Source organism: Gluconobacter aidae, from assembly GCF_009547075.1.
GTDB classification, from domain to species: Bacteria; Pseudomonadota; Alphaproteobacteria; order Acetobacterales; family Acetobacteraceae; genus Gluconobacter; species Gluconobacter aidae.
On record NZ_WIPH01000004.1, the window covers coordinates 93,742 to 111,146 of the forward strand.

Below are 17,405 nucleotides of genomic sequence, written 5' to 3' on the forward strand. Positions count from 1 at the left end.
AACGACGCATCACGCGGAACCTTGAAATTATCGCCAGCAGGGGGATCCATGTCGGTTCACGCGTTCGTCTTTCCGGGACAGGGGAGCCAGTCCGTAGGGATGGGGCAGGCCCTGAATGAGGCTTTTGCATCCTCCCGTGCCGTTTTTCAGGAAGTGGACGAGGCGCTCGGCGATCATCTGTCGCGCCTGATGTTCTCCGGCGATGCGGATGAACTGACGCGGACCGAAAACGCACAGCCTGCGCTGTTCGCGGTCTCGCTCGCGGCCGTCCGCGCTCTGGAAAGCGAAGGCGGCTTCAAGCTGGCGGACAAGGCAGCCCTGCTGGCCGGGCATTCGCTGGGTGAGTATTCCGCGCTCGCCGCGGCTGGCACGCTGGAGATTGCGGAAGGTGCGCGCCTGCTGCGTCTGCGTGGTCAGGCCATGCAGCGCGCTGTACCAGCCGGAGAGGGCGGTATGGCGGCTCTTCTGGGTGTGGATGCGTCTCAGGCCCGTGCGATCTGCGATGAAGCCTCTCAGGGCGAAACGCTGGAAATCGCCAACGACAATGGCGGTGGCCAGATCGTTGTGTCCGGCATGATGAGCGCCATTGACCGCGCCATTGCCGTGGCCAGGGAACATGGCATCAAGCGCGCCGTGAAGCTGCCGGTCTCCGCACCTTTCCATTCGTCGCTGATGGCGCCCGCCGCACGTGAGATGGAAGATGCGCTGGCGACCGCGCCGCTGAACGCGCCGTCCGTCCCCGTCATTGCCAATGTCACGGCGGCGAAGGTGACCGATCCGGCAGTTATCCGTGAGCTGCTTGTAAAGCAGGTGACGGGCACGGTGCGTTGGCGTGAGAGCGTGGAGGCCATGGTGGCGATGGGTGTCACGAATATGCACGAGCTTGGCGCAGGCAAGGTCCTGTGCGGTCTGGCGCGTCGTATTGCCCCGGAACTGGCGACCAGCAATGCCGGGACGCCTGCCGAAATCGAAGCCCTGCTCAAGACCCTATAAGGACAACCGATCATGTTCTCTCTTACCGGCAAAACGGCTCTCGTCACGGGTGCATCGGGAGGCATCGGCGCTGCCATCGCCCGTCAGCTTCATGCTCAGGGTGCGACGGTCGTGCTCAGTGGCACCCGCGAAGCGGCTCTTCAGGAACTCGCTGACGGCCTGGGCGAGCGCGCTCATATCGCGGTCGCCAATCTGTCCGATCCGGCCGAGGCTGACGGTCTCGTCGCCAAGGCGGAAGCGGTTGCGGGCACGCCGCTGGATATTCTGGTCAACAATGCCGGTCTGACGCGCGATACGCTCGCCATCCGCATGAAGGACAGCGACTGGTCGCAGGTCATGACCGTGGATCTGGAAAGCCCGTTCCGTCTGGCCCGCGCTGCGCTCAAGGGCATGCTGCGTCGCCGTGCAGGGCGGATCATTTCCATTGCCTCCGTGGTGGGCACGACGGGCAATGCCGGTCAGGCCAACTATGCTGCTGCCAAGGCTGGCATCGTGGGCATGAGCAAGTCGCTCGCGCAGGAAGCCGGTCCGCGTGGCGTTACGGTCAATGTCGTGGCGCCCGGTTTCATCGAGACGCCGATGACGGATGTGCTGCCGGAAACCGTGCGCGAAAAGCTGGTTGGCTCCATTCCGCTCGGCCGGATGGGGAATACTGGTGACGTGGCGTCCGCAGTGGTATATCTGGCTTCCGATGAGGCGGCATGGGTCACGGGAACGACCCTGCACGTCAATGGTGGCATGGCGATGGTGTGAATGCTTGGCCTTTTTGGTTAAAGCGTGCTAATCGCGCGCTGCTTTGCCCGGCCTGCTGAAGGCTGATGTCCGGTTCTTCCGGCGGCAATGCCGTCCCGACCACGGGATGGCCCTGCTCTGGGAGGACCTCTGGCTCTCCGGACTGGCAGGCGGCAGTAAGAGTTTTGATGTAACGCACCGAACGGGCAAAAGGGTCCCGGACGGGCAGAAGGAACGAACAGATGAGCGACATTGCTGACAAGGTAAAGAAGATCGTTGTCGAGCACCTCGGTGTGGACGAAAGCAAGGTAACGCCGGACGCGTCGTTCATCGACGATCTGGGCGCAGACAGCCTCGACACGGTCGAGCTGGTCATGGCTTTCGAAGAAGCCTTCTCCGTCGAGATCCCGGAAGATGCAGCCGAGAAGATCGCAACCGTCAAGGATGCCATCGACTACATCGAGAAGCAGAAGGCAGCCTGAGGCCAGTCCTCAAGCTGACCGGGGCAGGTTTTCCGGCCCCGGATTCCCGTCTCGTCATACGAGGCGGAAGGCCAGCCGGGTCTTGTCATGAGGCCCGGCTGCAAGACCCGGACATAACGTGAGACAAGAGGCATCGATGAGCGGGACTGCAACTAACGGGCGGCGTGTCGTCGTAACCGGTATCGGTGTTGTCAGCCCACTGGCTGTGGGCGCGGAACTGACCTGGAAGCGGCTGATCGAAGGACAGTCCGGCATTGGCCGGATCACGCATTTCGATCCCTCCGAACTTCCTGCCCAGGTCGCCGGACAGGTTCCGGACGGCCCGACGGCGGAAGGCGGTCTCACATTGTCCGACTGGGTGCCGGTCAAGGACCAGAAGAAGATGGATCGCTTCATCCATCTGGGCCTTGCCGCAGCCATTCAGGCTGTCGAGGATTCAGGCTGGACGCCTGAGGACGAGGATGATCGCTGCGCCACCGGCGTGATGATCGGCTCGGGTATCGGCGGTCTCCAGACGATTTATGACGGCTCCCTGACGGTTTCGAGCGGCAAGGCCCGCCGTCTGTCGCCGTTCTTCATTCCTTCCGCCCTGATCAACCTGATTTCCGGTCACCTCTCGATCCGCTACGGGTTCAAGGGACCGAACCATGCTGTCGTGACGGCCTGCGCGACCGGCGTTCATGCCATCGGTGATGCCTCGCGCCTCATCCAGTATGGCGATGCCGACGTGATGGTGGCTGGCGGTGCGGAAGCCGCGATCTGCTCGCTCGGTATTGCCGGGTTCTGCTCTGCCCGGGCGCTCTCCACCGGCTCCAACGACGATCCGACGAAAGCCTCGCGCCCTTGGGACAAGGACCGCGACGGCTTCATCATGGGTGAGGGCGCCGGTGTGGTCGTGCTTGAGGAACTCGAGCATGCCAGGCGTCGTGGTGCGAAGATTTATGGCGAGATCGGCGGCTACGGCATGTCCGGTGATGCGTATCACATCACGGCTCCTGCCGAAGGTCACAACGGTGCGTTCCGGGCCATGAAGGCCGCGCTGCGCAACAGCGGTGGCCTGACCACGGCTGACATCGATTATGTCAATGCCCACGGCACCTCCACCATGGCGGACGACCTTGAGCTTGATGCGGTCGAGCGCTTCTTCGGCGATGACGCCAAGCGTCTGGCCATGTCTTCCACGAAGTCGGCCATTGGCCATCTTCTGGGTGCGGCCGGTGCGGTTGAGGCGATCTTCTGCCTTCAGGCCATTCGTGACGGCATCGTGCCGCCGACGCTGAACCTGGACAATCCGGCGCGTGACAGCGTCATCGACCGCGTGGCGCATGTCGCCCAGCAGCGCAAGATCGACGTTGCCCTGTCCAACAGCTTCGGCTTTGGCGGCACGAACGCGAGCATCATCCTCAAGCGTTTCAAGGACTGAGGAAGGGTTCGTTTTTCATGTCTGAAGGCCAGCCGGACGGCGAGGAACCGCGGAAGCTTGTTCTTCCGCCAAAGGCTGGCCGCAAGCTGGCGCTCTTCGGGGCGCCACTGCTCCTCGTCGCAGGACTGGCCGCAGGTTACGGCCATTACACCGATCCCGGTCCGCTTCAGGAAGCGAAGACCTTCGTTATTCCGCACGGCAACAATGCTCTTGTGACGAAAGCCCTTCAGGACGACGGAATTCTTTCGCCGACCTGGGCCTCCGGTACTTTTTTCCGGATTGCTGCTTTCCTGACGCATCGTGATGGCCAGATTCATGCGGCGGAACTTCAGTTTCCTTCCCGTGTCTCGGTGGCGCATGTCCTTGAGATTTTACGGCATGGAAAGCCCGTTTCCCATCAGGTGACGATACCTGAAGGGCTTACGGCACTTAAAATTACCGCCATTCTGGATAAGGCCCCGGCCCTGAAGGGAGATCTGCCGCCTCTGGTTGAGGGAACGGTTTTTCCGCAGACGGTCTCCTATGTCTGGGGCATGTCGCGTCAGGCTTTGGCCGACAAATTGCAGAAAATGATGGTGACCAAGCTGGCCGCGGCGTGGGACGGGCGCAATGTCGAGGCGCTGGACGGGCTGATCCAGTCTCCGCAGGAACTTCTGGTTCTGGCGTCCCTGATCGAGCGCGAAACGGCTGTGCCGTCGGAGCGCCCTATGGTGGCGCGTGTGTTCCTGAACCGTTTGAAGCTGGGAATGCGGCTCCAGACGGATCCGAGCGTGATTTACGGGCTCAGCAACGGGCTGGGAACGCTTGATGTGCCTCTGACCCATGAAGATCTGCAAACGCCGGGTCCGTACAATACCTATCTTCAGGCGGGGCTGCCGCCTGGGCCAATCTGTTCGCCGGGGCAGAGTTCTCTGGATGCCGCCGCGCATCCGGCAGAGGGCAAAATGTTATATTTCGTGGCAACAGGAACGGGCGGCCATAATTTCGCTGAGACGCTCGCCGATCAGGATAAAAACATCCGCGCCTATCACGCGCATCTGTCGGCGACATCTCAGGACCAGAACTGAAGTCCCGTCCTCCGGGGAGGACGGGCGCAATGGTCTCAGTGCTTCAGCGGGGCGAGAGTCTGGCTCTGTACGCTGGACGCCTGCGCCGAGTACGGGCGAGTGGCGTCATAGGTCGCCGGATACGGATTGTTGCCGACGACGTCCTGCGTGGCGTTCGTGCGCGCGGCGGTGGTTGCCTGTGACACGTGGGACGTCGCTGTGGCTGCGCTGCTGGCGGGCAGCTTCGCCACGGACATCAGCGCGCGGCGCAGCGGATCAGCGGAAGGGTTGTTGACGCGCATCGTCACGACAATGTCCTCGGGGCCGACAGTCTGGTTGTAATAGGCCCGGTTAGCGCCACTATCAACGGTCAGCTTGGACCCTCCCAGTGCTGCACCGGCATACAGACCCTCATTCTTCTGGGCGGCGTAGATGTCGGTGTTGTGCGCGCCAGCCGTGCTGTCCTGCAGACCCGTCCCGATGCTCGCAAAGGAAGCGGAAGCGGAGGCATCAAACTTGAACTGGCTGTCCAGAATGGCTTGAATGCCACGCCGGGACATGATGAACAGGATGGTTTCCGCGCTTTGAACGCCCACCTGCAATCCCAGCGAGGCTGTGCTCAGACGATAGAACGCCGGATCGGACCATGATCCGCGTGCATCGCGGCTGAGCAGCAGGCAGCGCCCGCCCGAGCCGCCGATTCCGAAGGACATGTTCAGCACGGACGGACAGACCATGACTGCCTTGGCCTCTGCGAGGAGTTTCTGCGAGCGCGACTGGGGCGTAGTGCCCGCGAAGAGATCCTGGACAGCCAGTGTGGCACGATCAACGATAAGCTGCTGCTGGCTGGCAGTGGTCTGGGGTGCGTCGGAGCAGGCCGACAGGGCAATACAGCCCGTAGCGACGAGCGTGGTGGTACGCAGGAGACCGGACAGGGTCATGGAAGATACCTTCTGCAGTCATCGAAAGAATGTTTCCCGCACTATGCGCCAAATACGGCCAAATCACGAGTGCGGGAAAAGAGATGTCAGATTTCCACGTCGACCGCGGCTGAAAGGGCTTTGGCGACGCCCGGAGCGGCTGCGAGAATGGTCGCTCCCCCGGTCAGGCCACCGGTCTGGAGAAAGGGCGAGACAGCCGCACCGGACTCCGCGAGAAGGGCCAGAGCGGCGGCCACATCCCAAAGCTGGATGACGATTTCCAGATAGCCGTCGGAACGTCCACAGGCCACATCCGCCAGAGCCAGCGCGCCGGACCCGCCCGAGCGGGGCATTGCGCCCAGCGCCATGATGGCGGCGATCTTTTCGTTGAAAGTTTCGGCAGGAACGCGGGAGGACCAGCCCATTTCGATCATGGCTTCCTGCGTATTGGTGATGGGAGACGCCTTGATGGGCTTGCCGTTCAGGAACGCGCCCCTGCCTTTGCTGGCCGTGAAGACTTCCCCCAGAGCCGGGGCTTCGATCACGCCCGCGACGGGGTCGTCGCCTTCCAGAAGGCCGAGCGAGACACACCAGCGGTCCCGGCCACGGGCATAGTTCGATGTGCCGTCAATCGGGTCCACAACCCAGCGGAAGCGGCCCTGGCGTGTCGTGCCGTTTTCCTCGCCCTGAAAGCCGTCTTCGGGAAAGAGTTCCTGAATGCGGCGACTGACGAGGGCTTCGACGGCGCCATCTGCTTCGGTCAGGTAGTCCTGACGTCCCTTGAGGGTGCCGCTCGGACCGCCAGGTGCGGGGCGTAGCGAGAGGGCCAGTTGTGCCGCGTCGCGAACGACGCTGCGGGCGGCTTCGAGGCGGACGGCAATCGGATCGAAGGTCATGGAACAGTTCTATTCAGCGCGTCGTGCGGCGCGGAGGGATGAGGTGATGGCGGGGTCTTCGAGGCCCATGAGTCGGCTGGCGGCCGTTGTCGCGAACAGATGCAGCAGCGTCCGCCTCCGGGCAGGAGCGAGTCTGTGGAGCGCCGGTTCCCGGATGATCGTGCATTCTGCCAGAACGCCATCGCGCAGGGCAGGGGGGACGGAACTGACGCTGACGACGATCAGACCCACGTCCGGAGGGATGAGGTCTACGGGAAAACCGTCATCCACGGCGAAAAAAAGACGGTCGGACCAGTCGCGGTATTCGGGCCATTTCTGATCGGTCTGAAAGTCGCGCAGGCCGGACTTGATCTCGATGCAGGTCAGGGAATGGTCGGGCAGAAGCGCCATCACGTCCGCGCGACGGCCGGCGGAGGGAAGGGCAAACTCATTGATGGCCGCCCAGTTCATCGTCCGGCACAGGCCGAGAACGGCGCGCCGGATGGCCAGTTGCGTTTCGGGCAGACCGGAGGAGATGTCTGTGGGAATTGCGGAAAAAGCCTCACTCATGGTTCCATCCTGCCCCGATCTGCGCTCTACGTCTGCCCCGGCAGATATTTTTTGAAGCTATATTTTGCGGGGAGGAGTGCCTCATGCCATTTCTGCGGACGGATCACTGGCGATGCGCCATCGTTCATGCACCTCTGGCAGAGCTTGTCGAAGCGGCCAGCCTGAACGGTTTTCCCATCACGACGCTACCTGATATCGGCGACCATCGTTTTCTGGCGGACCCTTTCGGGCTGTGGCGGGACGGAAAGCTGCATGTCTTTGCTGAAGCATTCGATTATCGGCATCCGAAAGGCACGATCGAGGTTCTGGTCTATGATGGTACGGGCCGCCTTCTGTCGCGCGAAACCGTTCTGCAGGAGCCCTGGCACCTGTCCTATCCGTTCGTGTTCGAGCATGAGGGCGAGGTCTATATGTTGCCCGAAGCAAGTGCTTCGGGGCGTCTTTCGCTTTACCGTGCGGTGTCCTTCCCGCGTGAGTGGGAGCGGGTCGAGGCTTTTGATTTTCGTGAAGCCGCGATCGACGCCACACCCTTTCATTATGCCAGCCGCTGGTGGATGTTCTGGACGCCTGCGGGCAGCAAAGCTGAACGGCAGAGTCTGCTGAACATTTCCGTAGCCGATACGCTGACGGGTTCATGGAAGAACCTTGGGCTCTTCCTGAACGACCGTGCGGGAGCGCGTCCCGCGGGTACGCCGGTCTTGGTGGAGGGAAAGATCATTCTGCCGACGCAGGATTGTCAGGGCACCTATGGACGCGGCATTCGGCTGCTGGAAATTGAAGGGCTGGAACGTGGGTTGCCGAAAGTCACGCCCGGCCTGAAGATTTCCATTCCGGCATCCCTGCGTCGGCGCTTTCCGGACGGAATGCACACGCTCTCCGCAGCCGGGCAGGTGACGCTGATCGACGTCAAGAAAGTCGGATTTGGCCTGAAGCGGGATCTGCTGAATGTGAAGCGGCGGCTTTTCCGAGCCTGAAGGATCTCTTCAGAAGCCCGGAATCCGATCCAGTACGGCATTGCCGTTGCGGATGAAGGCTTCCGGGCCGAAGCGTTCCAGAACCCGCTTGCGGGAGCGTTCGCCCATTGCTGCCAGATCGGCGGATCTGCCGATCATGTCCGCCAGAGCGGCCGCGAGGGCAGGGGCATTGTCGAATGGCACGATGCGTCCCGTTTCGCCATCGAGAATGCTCGATGGCAGCTCCCCGGCGGGGGTTGCGACAACCGGCAGTCCGCAGGTCATGGCTTCATGCGCCGCGACACACATTCCTTCCCAGTGCGATGACTGGACATAAAGATGCAGGGTTTTCAGGAAATCCATGGGCTTTGATGTGTAGCCCGGAAGATCGATCGGCAGATTTCCGGCCGTGATGCGGGCCTGAAGCGTGGCATGCAAAGGGCCGTCGCCTGCGATCTGAAGACGGAACGGCGGCAGGTCCGGATGGTCTTTCAGAAGAGCCACGGCCTCGCACAGAATGTCATACGCCTTGACCGGGTTCAGCCGTCCCAGTGAGCCGACGCGCACGACCTCCCCCTCTTTCCAGGGCGTGGCCACAGGGGCGTCCGGATCGGCCCGGAAAATGGGCCAGGCGACGAAATTGTCGGTGAGGCCGAGTTCTTTCGCGGCAAAGGTGATGACGGACTGGGAGTCGGCGACCCAGAGCGTGGTGTAGGGGCGGCACAGGCGCAGCAGGAACGCATTGACCTTCTTCAGCCGTCCGCAATGCTGCCAGTGAACCGTCGGGGTCTTGTGACGCAGGGCGACCAGTTGCCCCAGAAGTGTGGCGCGGCTCAGTGACGTCCAGATCAGGTCCGGCTGGAATGCCTCCATCTCGTCCCGCAGCCAGCGATAGGCCGCGATATGGTCCCGCGTCGTGCCGTCACGGACGCGGACGGGAATGCCTGCGGCTTCGAGCAACGGAATGGCGAGGCCGTCCTTGCGGGCCAGCGCGAAGACGGTCACATCCCCGCCGCGTGCTTTCAGCACGGACACGATATCCGGAATGGGAAGCTGTGCGCCGCCACATTCGAGCGAATTGATGATGTAGGCGATTTTCATGGGGTTGTCTGGATCAGGATTTTTTCAGCCAGCGTCAGGTCGGAGGGCTTGTCCACGTCCACGGCCGCGCGCCCGTCCGAGAGCGTCACCAGACGCACATCTGCGCCGGTCAGCGTCCGGATGCGGCGATACAGGGCCGTAGAGTCGAGTGTACGGGTCACGGCCCGCAGCAGTGTGCCGATCCCAAGCGTCAGGGCCATCCGGAGCGGGCGTTTGCGGTTCTGCTGAAGGCGCTTCCACAGTTCGATGACATTCCGTCCTTTCGGCGTGCCGATCAGGAACAGGTTGCAGCCGGAAAAGCTCATGTCAGACAGGTGGATATAGGTCCGTTTCGTGCCGGGCACGTCGCGCTCAACCGTCGCACGCAACGCCACGCCGGCCGCAAGATCGCAGCCCTGCGCCTTCGCGAGGAACTCCTGAATCCATTCCGGACGCAGGAGGGCGTGATCGGCTGTCGTCACCAGACAGGGTGTGCCGATCCGGGCAACGGCTTCGGCCATGCTCTCGCTGGGAGAGGGGGCGGAACGCAGGATCATGGCGTCACCCGCGAGATTCCTGATGCAGTCCGGGTTTTCGATGCTGATCGTGACGGGACCAAGGCCGGGCGTGCGGGCAATCGTATCGAGTACGCGGGCCAGCATGGGCTGGCCCGCGACAGGAAGAAGCGCCTTGTGGGAAACCTGCCCGAGTTTCGCAAGCACATCGTTCTCGCCGTCCCGGGACCCGGCGAGAACCAGAACCGGAAGGCTCATGCCGCGCGGTCACGGTCGGGGGCGGTACGGGATGCCGCTGGTCGCGAGCCGTCGGGACGGTCGCGCGGCGGCGAGCCCGTCAGGTCCATGACCCACGGATAGCGATGGGCTTCCTCGATGTCGTAACCGAGGTTGAAGACATGCTTGCTGCGGGGGCGGTCGCGGGCTTCGCGGTAAAAGCTGCTGAACAGCCGGTCCGGCACGTAGTTCGTGATGCCGTAATTGCCGTCTTCGTCATGGAAATGGTGCAGGACGTGAAGCTGCTTGATGTCCGCCACCCATTTCCAGCGCGGCTTGTAGGCCAGATGCTGGATGCAGTGGAAGAATTCGTAGATGCAGGTCATGACCAGTGCTGTCGAAAGTGCACAGAACGCACCGCTCCATCCCGCGATCAGCCCGCCGATCGGCATTGTGATGATCGCCATGGTCGGCACCGTGTTCAGCGGGGAGCCGAACAGCACGTCCAGCAGATGCGGGTCCTGATGGTGGTCGAAATGGATGCGCTTCCACAGCGAAGCGGTCCAGTGGTTGCGGTACAGCCAGCGCCCGTGAAGGATGAAGCGGTGGATCGCATACCAGGCCAGCGGATAGACCACGATCACGACGGGAACGGGAATGAGCGTGGCCCAGAGCGCGGTCGAGAAATGCAGGGCGGCCCAGGCGGACACTGCGATCAGCGCGAAATAGAGCAGGATCGTCGGATAGGTCAGATAGGCGAACCACAGTTGCGGGAGGTTCATCTTTCCCAGATCGAAGCTGCGACCCGTCCTGATGGCGGACATGTTGCGCCAGGGCGCCTTGAAGTTGCTCATCGTTCCTCCATCCGCAAAAGCCAGGTCAGCCCGAGAAGGGTGCCCAGGAGCGGTCCGACGCTGACGGCCAGCGGGGCTGGCAGCGTCCCCGCGTTTCCAAGTGCGGAAATCATTCCCTGCAGGATGACGAAACCCATTCCAGCGGCCAGAACATACACCGGCAGCGGATTTCGAAGTCCCGCACGGGGAGGGATATAGATCACCGGGAGCGTCAATAGAAGCATTACTGCAATTTCAACAGGTAAAATCATCCCGCTGAAGAGAGCCATACGATATGTGGCCCGCGGCAGACTTGCGGGCGCGCCCTTGTGGAGAATGGCGCTGATCTGGCCGGGAGTGACGGCGGCACCGGTCTGCGAAAGCGTCATGATGACTGAAGGGGTGGCCGGAATGGTGAAAATATTGCCTCCCTTTGTAACAGTCACGAACGACTTGTCATCGGTCAGGGAGAGATCCTGTGTTCCGTCAGGGTGCCATAGGCCATTCTGAAAGGTCAGGGTGTTGGCGTGTTCGGTTCGGGTCAGCAGGCCCGTGCTGTCCCGGTGATAGATCGTCACGTCACGCAGGAATGTACCGCCCTGGGCGATCTGCCCGATCCGGACCAGCGTGGGCCCCGCGCGAAACCAGAGGATATTGTCCTCGGGCTGCCCATCCTGCCCGGCAAGCGGATCCGTGCGGTTCCACCATGTCGTGAGGGCGTTTTCGCAGGCCGGGACCAGCCAGTACTGGGCGCAGGTTCCCCCGATCCCCGCGATCAGCACCGCGGGCAGGAGAAGACGGTACAGCGCGGGCGTGGAAAGCCCGGCCGCCCGCAGGGCCGAGATTTCACTCGACAGCGTCATCTGCGTGAGCAGGAACAGCGCGCCCACCATGAAGGCGAGCGGCAGGATGTCGATGCTCAGGGCGGGCAGGTGCAGGAAAGCAAAGGTCAGGATACCACGAACGCCGAGATGCCGGTTCAGGATCGGCGTCGTCTTTTCAAGAAGCGCCAGAATTTCCAGCAGCGAGACGAGAACGGCCCCGCACAGCAAAAACCGTCCCAGAAGGGCACGGTTGAGCGCCTTGATGAGGACGTGGCGCGGCATGGCAGGTGTGGAGTCGCTCATGCTGGCGTCCTTGTGAGCTTGCGTCGCCGCCACGATCCACGGGAACGGCGCAGCAGGGCCGCCAGACAGCCCACGCAGAACAGGAGTTCGGGCACCCAGATCGCCAGCCAGATGGGAAGGCGTCCGGTCGAGGCGAGGCTGTGGCCGAACATGAGCGTCTGGTCGAAGCCGATCAGGATCACGGCCACCGCAATCAGCCCCCAAACGGATTTTCTGCGTCGGGCGCTGATGGCCAGCGCGACAGCAAGCGGCGGAATGAACGGAATGGCGATGGCGCGGGCCATGCGGAAATCCATTTCCGCCCGCAGTGTGCGGTATTCGATGCCCGGCAGCCCGTAACGCAGGTCATGCGCCAGTTCGAACAGGGTCAGTTCGCGTTCGTCGGCCCCGCGGGAGCGGAAGGAGGTTTCCTTGTTCGGCCGGTCAATGATGCGGACGACGTGTTCGAAATGCGTCACGGTTGGCTTGTGGGGTTTGGTGGCCTGGAACGGATCATCCACGATTTCCCCGTTCCACAGGTCGAGGCGCGTACTGCGGGTCTTTTCCGAAATGGTCAGCGCGCCGGTCCGGGCCGTGATGATGTGAGCCACGCCATTGGCATTCACTTCCCGGATGAAGACCCGTCTGAGGCGGGTGCCGGCATGGCTGACACTGTCGGCCGTCATGACGGCCTTGCTGGACGTGGAGGCGAACATTCCCGCCTGAAGATGGGGGGCCCAGCCGGTATGTTCAGCGAAATAGAAGCCCGCGCGATAGTCATAGCGGGCCACGGGCTGGATATAGCCGTACAGGAACACGCTCGCCGCCCCGAGAAGCAGCCCCACGATCATGAAAGGGCGACTGATTCGCATCAGCGAGACCCGGCCGGCCTGAAGCGCGTCGATCTCGTTGTTGTCGCTCATGCCCCGGATGGTGAGGAACACCGCGATACACAGCGCCGCGGGCAGGGCGATACCGAAATAATGGGGCAGAAGATCCGTCAGGAGCGCGATACACGTCCCGAGCGAACTTCCCGCCGAAGCCAGATAGTCGAAGAGTGACAGCAGGCGTTCCAGCAGCAGCGCGACCAGCATCGCCAGAAGCGCGATCGCAAAGGGCGGCGCCATCTGTGTCAGCAGATACCGGTCCAGAATATGGGCCCGCTGTTTCACGCCTCTGTCCTTCCCGCATGGTTCCCCGGGCGGTTCCATGACGCCCGTTCACTGACGGAGCCATCGAGCCTGTGACGTGCCAGAGTGATGGTCCAGCCCTCCCTATATGGGTGGATGCTCAGGCGATTCCAGCAGGCCTGACGGTGCGGGCGTTCATCCGTCAGCGAGGCGGAGGCCACACCGAGCAGCGGAATGTCCGTGCCGGCGATATGGGTCAGCGTTGCGTCATGGGAGTGTCCGTGCAGCACGATTTCCGCTCCGGCCCGCCTGAAAACGGCGCTCACCTCGCGGTGATCGAGCAGGGACTTCCGCCAGGGCACGAGTCCGCGCCGGGGAGGGTGATGGATCATCACGACCCGGCACAGCCCCTCCCGGCCAAGCTCTTCCAGCAGCGCCTCAAGCCGCTCACGCTGTCGGTGCCCGACGCGCCCGCAGGCCATGAACGGCGCGGTCGGAATGCCGGAATTGACGCCAACGATCGCAACCCCGTTCTGGATGCGGACATACGGATACTGCCGGGCGGACCAGCGCTCCCACTGGTGCAGTCCAACCGAGGCGGGCTGGCGGACCATGCAGTCATGATTGCCGGGGATCACGAGTGCCGGAGCGGGCAGGGCATCGAGCCAGCGTGCGGCCGCGGCAAACTCGTCGGGCGTTCCGAAATTGGTCAGGTCTCCGCTGACGAGGATGGTATCCACGTGCGAGCGTCCGATATCCTTTATCAGGGTCGCGCAGGTCTGTTCGAGATGAACGTACCGGCGGTGTTTCTTCCAGGACAGAAGGCTCAGGGCGCGCTTGTTGAGTGCCTCACGCCAATGGACCGGGGGCGGGGGCAGGTGCGGGTCCGAAATATGGGCTAGAGTGACCGTGGGTGTGACCGTGGGAATGACAGCGGGCGCAGGCGTGATGACAGGGGACGTTTGCCGCGACGAGATGGGATCTGCGGGCAGGTCAGGGGTCATGATCAGGAAAGGGCCTTGTCAGTATCCACGTCGGAAGCCGGCATCCGGGCGCGCCGGGATGCCATGTTCTGGCAGTTCCATCATAGCCGTGCTAGACCCGCCCGCATAGCCGAACGCCATACGAAGATTGCCTCACCTAGTGCGCATTGCCTTGATCCATAATGCCCGTAGCCGGAAAAACCGCCGGAACGGTTCCAGTTTTGCTGTCGAGGCTCAGGCCCTTCTGGGGAAGGATTTCGTGCCTTCCGATACTCGGGAGGGGACAACCGAACATGTCCGTCAGCTTTATGAGCGTGGGATCGACACCATTCTCATTGATGGCGGCGACGGGACGGTCAGCACGGCCCTGACCGCCATCGCACGTGCTTATCCCGCGGACAGACTGCCAGACGTCGTGGTCCTGGCGTCCGGCAACACGAACCTCATTGCAGGGGATGTCGGGTTCGGCCTGCGCGGGATGGACGCGATCCAGCGTCTGCGTCAGGGCGCACTGCGCTCCAGCGTACGGACGCCGATCCGCCTGTCCTGGCCCGGAACCGACCGGATGCCCGTGCTTGGCCTGTTCGGTGGCTGCGCGGGATATGCGCGTGCCGTCCGGATTGCCCATTCGCCAACCGTCCTGCGTTTTGCGCCCCATGATCTTGCGGTCGGTATCACGCTGCTCTCGACATTCGTCAGCCTCATGTTCCGCAAAAGCCGCGAGGAATGGCTCCGGGGCGATCCGCTGCGGATCGAGACTGGCGGGCACGTCTATGACGGGCAGAGCTTCATGTTCCTGACGACAGGGCTTTCGCGCCTGTCCCGCGGGATCTGGCCTTTCTGGGATGCCGAGCCCAATGTCGAAGGACTGCGCTATCTGGACGTGAGCGCCTGGCCGGACAGTCTGCTCCGGGCGACGGCGGCCCTTCTGTGCGGACGCGCGCCGCGCTGGCTGCGTCGTCACCCGGATTATGTCAGCGGACGGACGGACGACATGACGCTGGTGACGGAAAGCGATTTCGTGCTCGATGGCGAAGTCTTCAGCGCGGCACCGGGCGGCGTGCTGCGTCTGGAGCGTGCGTCCCGCTTCCGGTTTCTGCATGCCTGACGCGCTCGAACAGCGCCTGATCGGCGAACTGACGACGCCGGTCGATCCGGGCGTGGTCGACTTTGCCGATGCGCTGGCCCGTGCCTGTCCCGTCCTGCCGCTGGGCGTACTGTTCTATGGCTCGCTTCTGCGCAAAGCTGATCCGGACGGTATTCTCGATTTCTATATCATTACCGAAAACGCCGCGGGCTTTGCGGGCGGACTGGTGGCCCGGACCGGCAATCTCGTCCTGCCACCCAATGTCCGTTATTCCGAGTTCCGTCATGATGGTCGGGTTCTGAGAGCAAAGATCGCGGTGCTGTCACGGGCGCAGTTCGAAGCCCGAACGGGGCTCGGCGCGCTCGACACGACGATCTGGGCGCGGTTCTGCCAGCCGGTACGGCTGGTCTGGGTGCGGGATACGCAAAGCGCGGATGCCATTCTGTCCCTGATCGCGGGCTGTGTGACGACGGCGGCGTGCTGGGCGGCTCTTCTGGGCGATGTGTCCATGACGGCGCTGGAGTTCTGGCGGACCCTTTTCGCCCGTACCTATGCGTCCGAACTGCGGGTTGAGAAGAAGGGACGGGGTAACAGCATTCTTGAAGGGCAGGAGGCGCGCTACGCTGCCCTGCTGACTCTGGGATGGGCACGGGGACATCTTCAGTTCTCGGCTCATGGCGACAGGCTTGAACCCGTCATTCACGAGGAACTTCGCCGGAAAGCGGCCCGTCGCTGGGCGCTGATCCAGACATCCGGACGTCCACGCAATGTGGCCAGACTGCTGAAGGCCGCCTTCACGTTTGAAAACGGCGCGTCCTATCTGGCCTGGAAGATCCAGCGCCATACGGGTTTTGACATGCAGCTGTCGCCCTTCGAAAGCCGGCATCCGCTTGTGATGCTGCCCCGGCTTCTGTGGCGCGCGCGGGGCCTTCTGGGGCGGTCGAAAGCCTGAATTAAAAAGGGGAATCCGGTGGATTCCCCTTTTTTATGGATTATAGCCCGAAATGTCTGGCGACTTCGCCGAAGAGGGCCACGGCGCGGTCAATTTCTTCGGGGGAATGGGCCGCCATGACCGAGCAGCGCAGCAGCGGCCGGTTGTCAGGCGTGGCCGGTGGGAGCGAGAGGTTCACATAGACCCCGTTTTCCAGCAGCGCGGTCCAGAAACCAACGGCCTGATCCACCGTCTCCAGCGTTACGGCGACCACCGGGGAGACGTGCTCGCCCGTTTTCAGGCCGACCTTCTGGAGCCCCGCATGCAGACGGGCTGCGTTTTCCTGAAGCTTTGTCCGCAGTTCCGGGCGGGCCTGCATGTCTTCAAGCGCCGCCATGGTGGCTGCGATGATTTCCGGGGGCAGGGACGCCGTGAACATGTAGGGACGCGAGCACAGACGCATCAGGTCCACGCCGTCATGGTTCGTGACGCAGTAGCCGCCTACGGTTCCGAGGGACTTGGAGAAGGTCCCGACCACGAAGTCGATCCCGTCCTCGCAGCCCTGCATTTCCGCAACGCCGCGGCCATGCGCACCCAGGACACCGAACGAATGGGCTTCGTCAGCCATCAGATACGCACCGTGGCGCGTCTTGATGTCGACGAACTTGTCCAGCGGGGCGACATTGCCCGTCATGGAGTAGATGCCCTCGGCGATGATGAGCTTGGCGCCCTGGTGGTCCTTCAGGCGTGCCAGACGCTTTTCTAGATCGACCGGATCGTTGTGGCGGAAGCGGATGACCTGCGCGCCGGACAGCTTGGCGCCGTCATAGATGCTGGCATGGCTGTCCGCATCGAGCAGCAAGACGTCGTCCTTGTTCACCAGAGCCGAGATCGTGCCCAGATTGGCCTGATACCCGGTCGAGAACACCATGCAGTGCTTGCGGCGGAAGAACTCGGCGAGCTTTGCCTCCAGCTTGCGGTGCAGACCGAAGGTGCCGTTCGCAATGCGGGAGCCCGTCGTGCCGACGCCCATCGTCTCGGCCGTTTCCACGGCTGCTTCGATGGCTTTCTTCGACTGGCTGAGACCAAGATAGTTGTTGGTCCCGAAGAGCAGCGTCTCGCGCCCTTCGATGATCCCGACGCTTGCGGAGATCGGACGTTCGATCACGACCTCGAACGGGTTGCGCGGGGAGGCGGCCGTGAGGCCTTCATAGGCTTCGCGCAGCCCCTGGTGCTTGGCGAAAATATCCGTCACGCGTGGGCGACCTTCAGCGTGTGCAGGCAGCCGGCAAGGTCGTTGATGGTGCGGATATCGGCCAGCTTGTCGAGTGGGACGGAGACGTCGAGCTCGTCTTCGATTTCCATGACGAAGTTCATGACGGCCAGGCTGTCAAAGGCCAGGTCTTCGACAATCTTGCTGTTGCCATCGATGTCCCGGGGAACTTTCGGATTGGCAAGCAGTTTCTCAATGATCATTCCGGAAATACCGGCGACGCTGTCAGTCATGGACTTCAACTCTCGGTGTCTGTG

The 17,405-nt window shown here is 62.7% G+C and carries 19 protein-coding genes; 8 read left to right on the forward strand and 11 right to left on the reverse strand.

The genetic code is table 11. The annotated features are described in order from the left end of the window. Positions 1–48: 48 nt before the first annotated feature. The 5 genes from fabD (at position 49) to mltG (ending at position 4,697) form a co-directional block, all read left to right on the forward strand. Positions 49–993 carry an ACP S-malonyltransferase gene (fabD, locus tag GFJ39_RS03520; RefSeq protein ID WP_153429861.1) on the forward strand — a complete coding sequence of 315 codons (945 nt, stop codon included), beginning with the start codon at positions 49–51 and terminating at the stop codon, positions 991–993. Between the two features lie 12 nt (positions 994–1,005). Beyond that, complete coding sequence (gene fabG / locus GFJ39_RS03525; RefSeq protein WP_153429863.1) at positions 1,006–1,746, forward strand: 3-oxoacyl-[acyl-carrier-protein] reductase; 741 nt, start codon at positions 1,006–1,008, stop codon at positions 1,744–1,746. Positions 1,747–1,967: 221 nt separating this feature from the next. Then, positions 1,968–2,207 carry an acyl carrier protein gene (locus GFJ39_RS03530; protein ID WP_011253554.1) on the forward strand — a complete coding sequence of 80 codons (240 nt, stop codon included), beginning with the start codon at positions 1,968–1,970 and terminating at the stop codon, positions 2,205–2,207. A gap of 136 nt (positions 2,208–2,343) precedes the next feature. After that, positions 2,344–3,630 carry a beta-ketoacyl-ACP synthase II gene (gene fabF / locus GFJ39_RS03535; RefSeq protein ID WP_153429865.1) on the forward strand — a complete coding sequence of 429 codons (1,287 nt, stop codon included), beginning with the start codon at positions 2,344–2,346 and terminating at the stop codon, positions 3,628–3,630. 17 nt (positions 3,631–3,647) lie between these two features. Beyond that, complete coding sequence (gene mltG, locus GFJ39_RS03540; RefSeq protein WP_153429867.1) at positions 3,648–4,697, forward strand: endolytic transglycosylase MltG; 1,050 nt, start codon at positions 3,648–3,650, stop codon at positions 4,695–4,697. Positions 4,698–4,732: 35 nt separating this feature from the next. Here mltG and GFJ39_RS03545 read toward each other — a convergent pair whose 3' ends face one another. From GFJ39_RS03545 to GFJ39_RS03555, 3 genes are all read right to left on the reverse strand, one after another. Next, entirely contained in the window at positions 4,733–5,617 is an 885-nt protein-coding gene (locus GFJ39_RS03545; RefSeq protein ID WP_153429869.1) for a lipid-binding SYLF domain-containing protein, read from the reverse strand. An 86-nt stretch (positions 5,618–5,703) separates the two neighbouring features. Further along, positions 5,704–6,492, reverse strand: coding sequence for an inositol monophosphatase family protein (locus GFJ39_RS03550; protein WP_153429871.1), 789 nt, complete (start codon positions 6,490–6,492; stop codon positions 5,704–5,706). Between the two features lie 9 nt (positions 6,493–6,501). Next, a complete protein-coding gene (locus GFJ39_RS03555) occupies positions 6,502–7,041 on the reverse strand; it encodes an MmcB family DNA repair protein (RefSeq protein WP_153429873.1) in 540 nt (179 codons plus the stop codon). An 83-nt stretch (positions 7,042–7,124) separates the two neighbouring features. On the opposite strand from GFJ39_RS03555, the gene GFJ39_RS03560 reads away from it, so the two are divergent. Next, positions 7,125–8,015 carry a glucosamine inositolphosphorylceramide transferase family protein gene (locus tag GFJ39_RS03560; RefSeq protein ID WP_153429875.1) on the forward strand — a complete coding sequence of 297 codons (891 nt, stop codon included), beginning with the start codon at positions 7,125–7,127 and terminating at the stop codon, positions 8,013–8,015. Between the two features lie 9 nt (positions 8,016–8,024). Here the strand turns inward: GFJ39_RS03560 and GFJ39_RS03565 are convergent, their stop codons facing one another. Genes GFJ39_RS03565 through GFJ39_RS03590 form a run of 6 tightly spaced genes read right to left on the reverse strand, consistent with a single transcriptional unit; the run spans position 8,025 to position 13,878 of the window. After that, entirely contained in the window at positions 8,025–9,095 is a 1,071-nt protein-coding gene (locus GFJ39_RS03565; protein WP_153429877.1) for a glycosyltransferase, read from the reverse strand. Beyond that, positions 9,092–9,847, reverse strand: a complete 756-nt coding sequence (locus GFJ39_RS03570) for a nucleotidyltransferase family protein (protein WP_153429879.1) — start codon at positions 9,845–9,847, stop codon at positions 9,092–9,094. Before GFJ39_RS03570 ends, GFJ39_RS03565 begins: the two co-directional genes overlap by 4 nt. Beyond that, the gene (locus tag GFJ39_RS03575; RefSeq protein ID WP_153429881.1) at positions 9,844–10,659 is read right to left on the reverse strand and encodes a sterol desaturase family protein; all 816 of its coding nucleotides are present in this window, start codon (positions 10,657–10,659) and stop codon (positions 9,844–9,846) included. The genes GFJ39_RS03570 and GFJ39_RS03575 overlap by 4 nt, the downstream gene beginning before the upstream one ends. Then, complete coding sequence (locus GFJ39_RS03580) at positions 10,656–11,765, reverse strand: LptF/LptG family permease (RefSeq protein ID WP_194285275.1); 1,110 nt, start codon at positions 11,763–11,765, stop codon at positions 10,656–10,658. The genes GFJ39_RS03575 and GFJ39_RS03580 overlap by 4 nt, the downstream gene beginning before the upstream one ends. Next, on the reverse strand, positions 11,762–12,916 hold the full coding sequence (locus GFJ39_RS03585) for an LptF/LptG family permease (protein ID WP_325062815.1): 1,155 nt from the start codon (positions 12,914–12,916) through the stop codon (positions 11,762–11,764). The genes GFJ39_RS03580 and GFJ39_RS03585 overlap by 4 nt, the downstream gene beginning before the upstream one ends. After that, positions 12,913–13,878, reverse strand: coding sequence for a metallophosphoesterase family protein (locus GFJ39_RS03590; protein ID WP_153429885.1), 966 nt, complete (start codon positions 13,876–13,878; stop codon positions 12,913–12,915). Before GFJ39_RS03590 ends, GFJ39_RS03585 begins: the two co-directional genes overlap by 4 nt. Before the next feature lie 139 nt (positions 13,879–14,017). Between GFJ39_RS03590 and GFJ39_RS03595 the strand changes: the two genes are divergently transcribed. Together GFJ39_RS03595 and GFJ39_RS03600 are read left to right on the forward strand one after the other, a co-directional pair. After that, positions 14,018–14,965, forward strand: a complete 948-nt coding sequence (locus GFJ39_RS03595) for a diacylglycerol/lipid kinase family protein (RefSeq protein ID WP_325062816.1) — start codon at positions 14,018–14,020, stop codon at positions 14,963–14,965. Then, positions 14,958–15,896 carry a hypothetical protein gene (locus tag GFJ39_RS03600; protein WP_153429889.1) on the forward strand — a complete coding sequence of 313 codons (939 nt, stop codon included), beginning with the start codon at positions 14,958–14,960 and terminating at the stop codon, positions 15,894–15,896. The genes GFJ39_RS03595 and GFJ39_RS03600 overlap by 8 nt, the downstream gene beginning before the upstream one ends. A 40-nt stretch (positions 15,897–15,936) precedes the next feature. Here the strand turns inward: GFJ39_RS03600 and spt are convergent, their stop codons facing one another. Then, a complete protein-coding gene (gene spt, locus GFJ39_RS03605; protein ID WP_325062817.1) occupies positions 15,937–17,130 on the reverse strand; it encodes a serine palmitoyltransferase in 1,194 nt (397 codons plus the stop codon). After that, positions 17,127–17,381 (reverse strand): acyl carrier protein, encoded by a 255-nt coding sequence (locus GFJ39_RS03610; protein ID WP_011253570.1) that lies wholly within the window; start codon positions 17,379–17,381, stop codon positions 17,127–17,129. The genes spt and GFJ39_RS03610 overlap by 4 nt, the downstream gene beginning before the upstream one ends. Positions 17,382–17,405 lie beyond the last annotated feature (24 nt).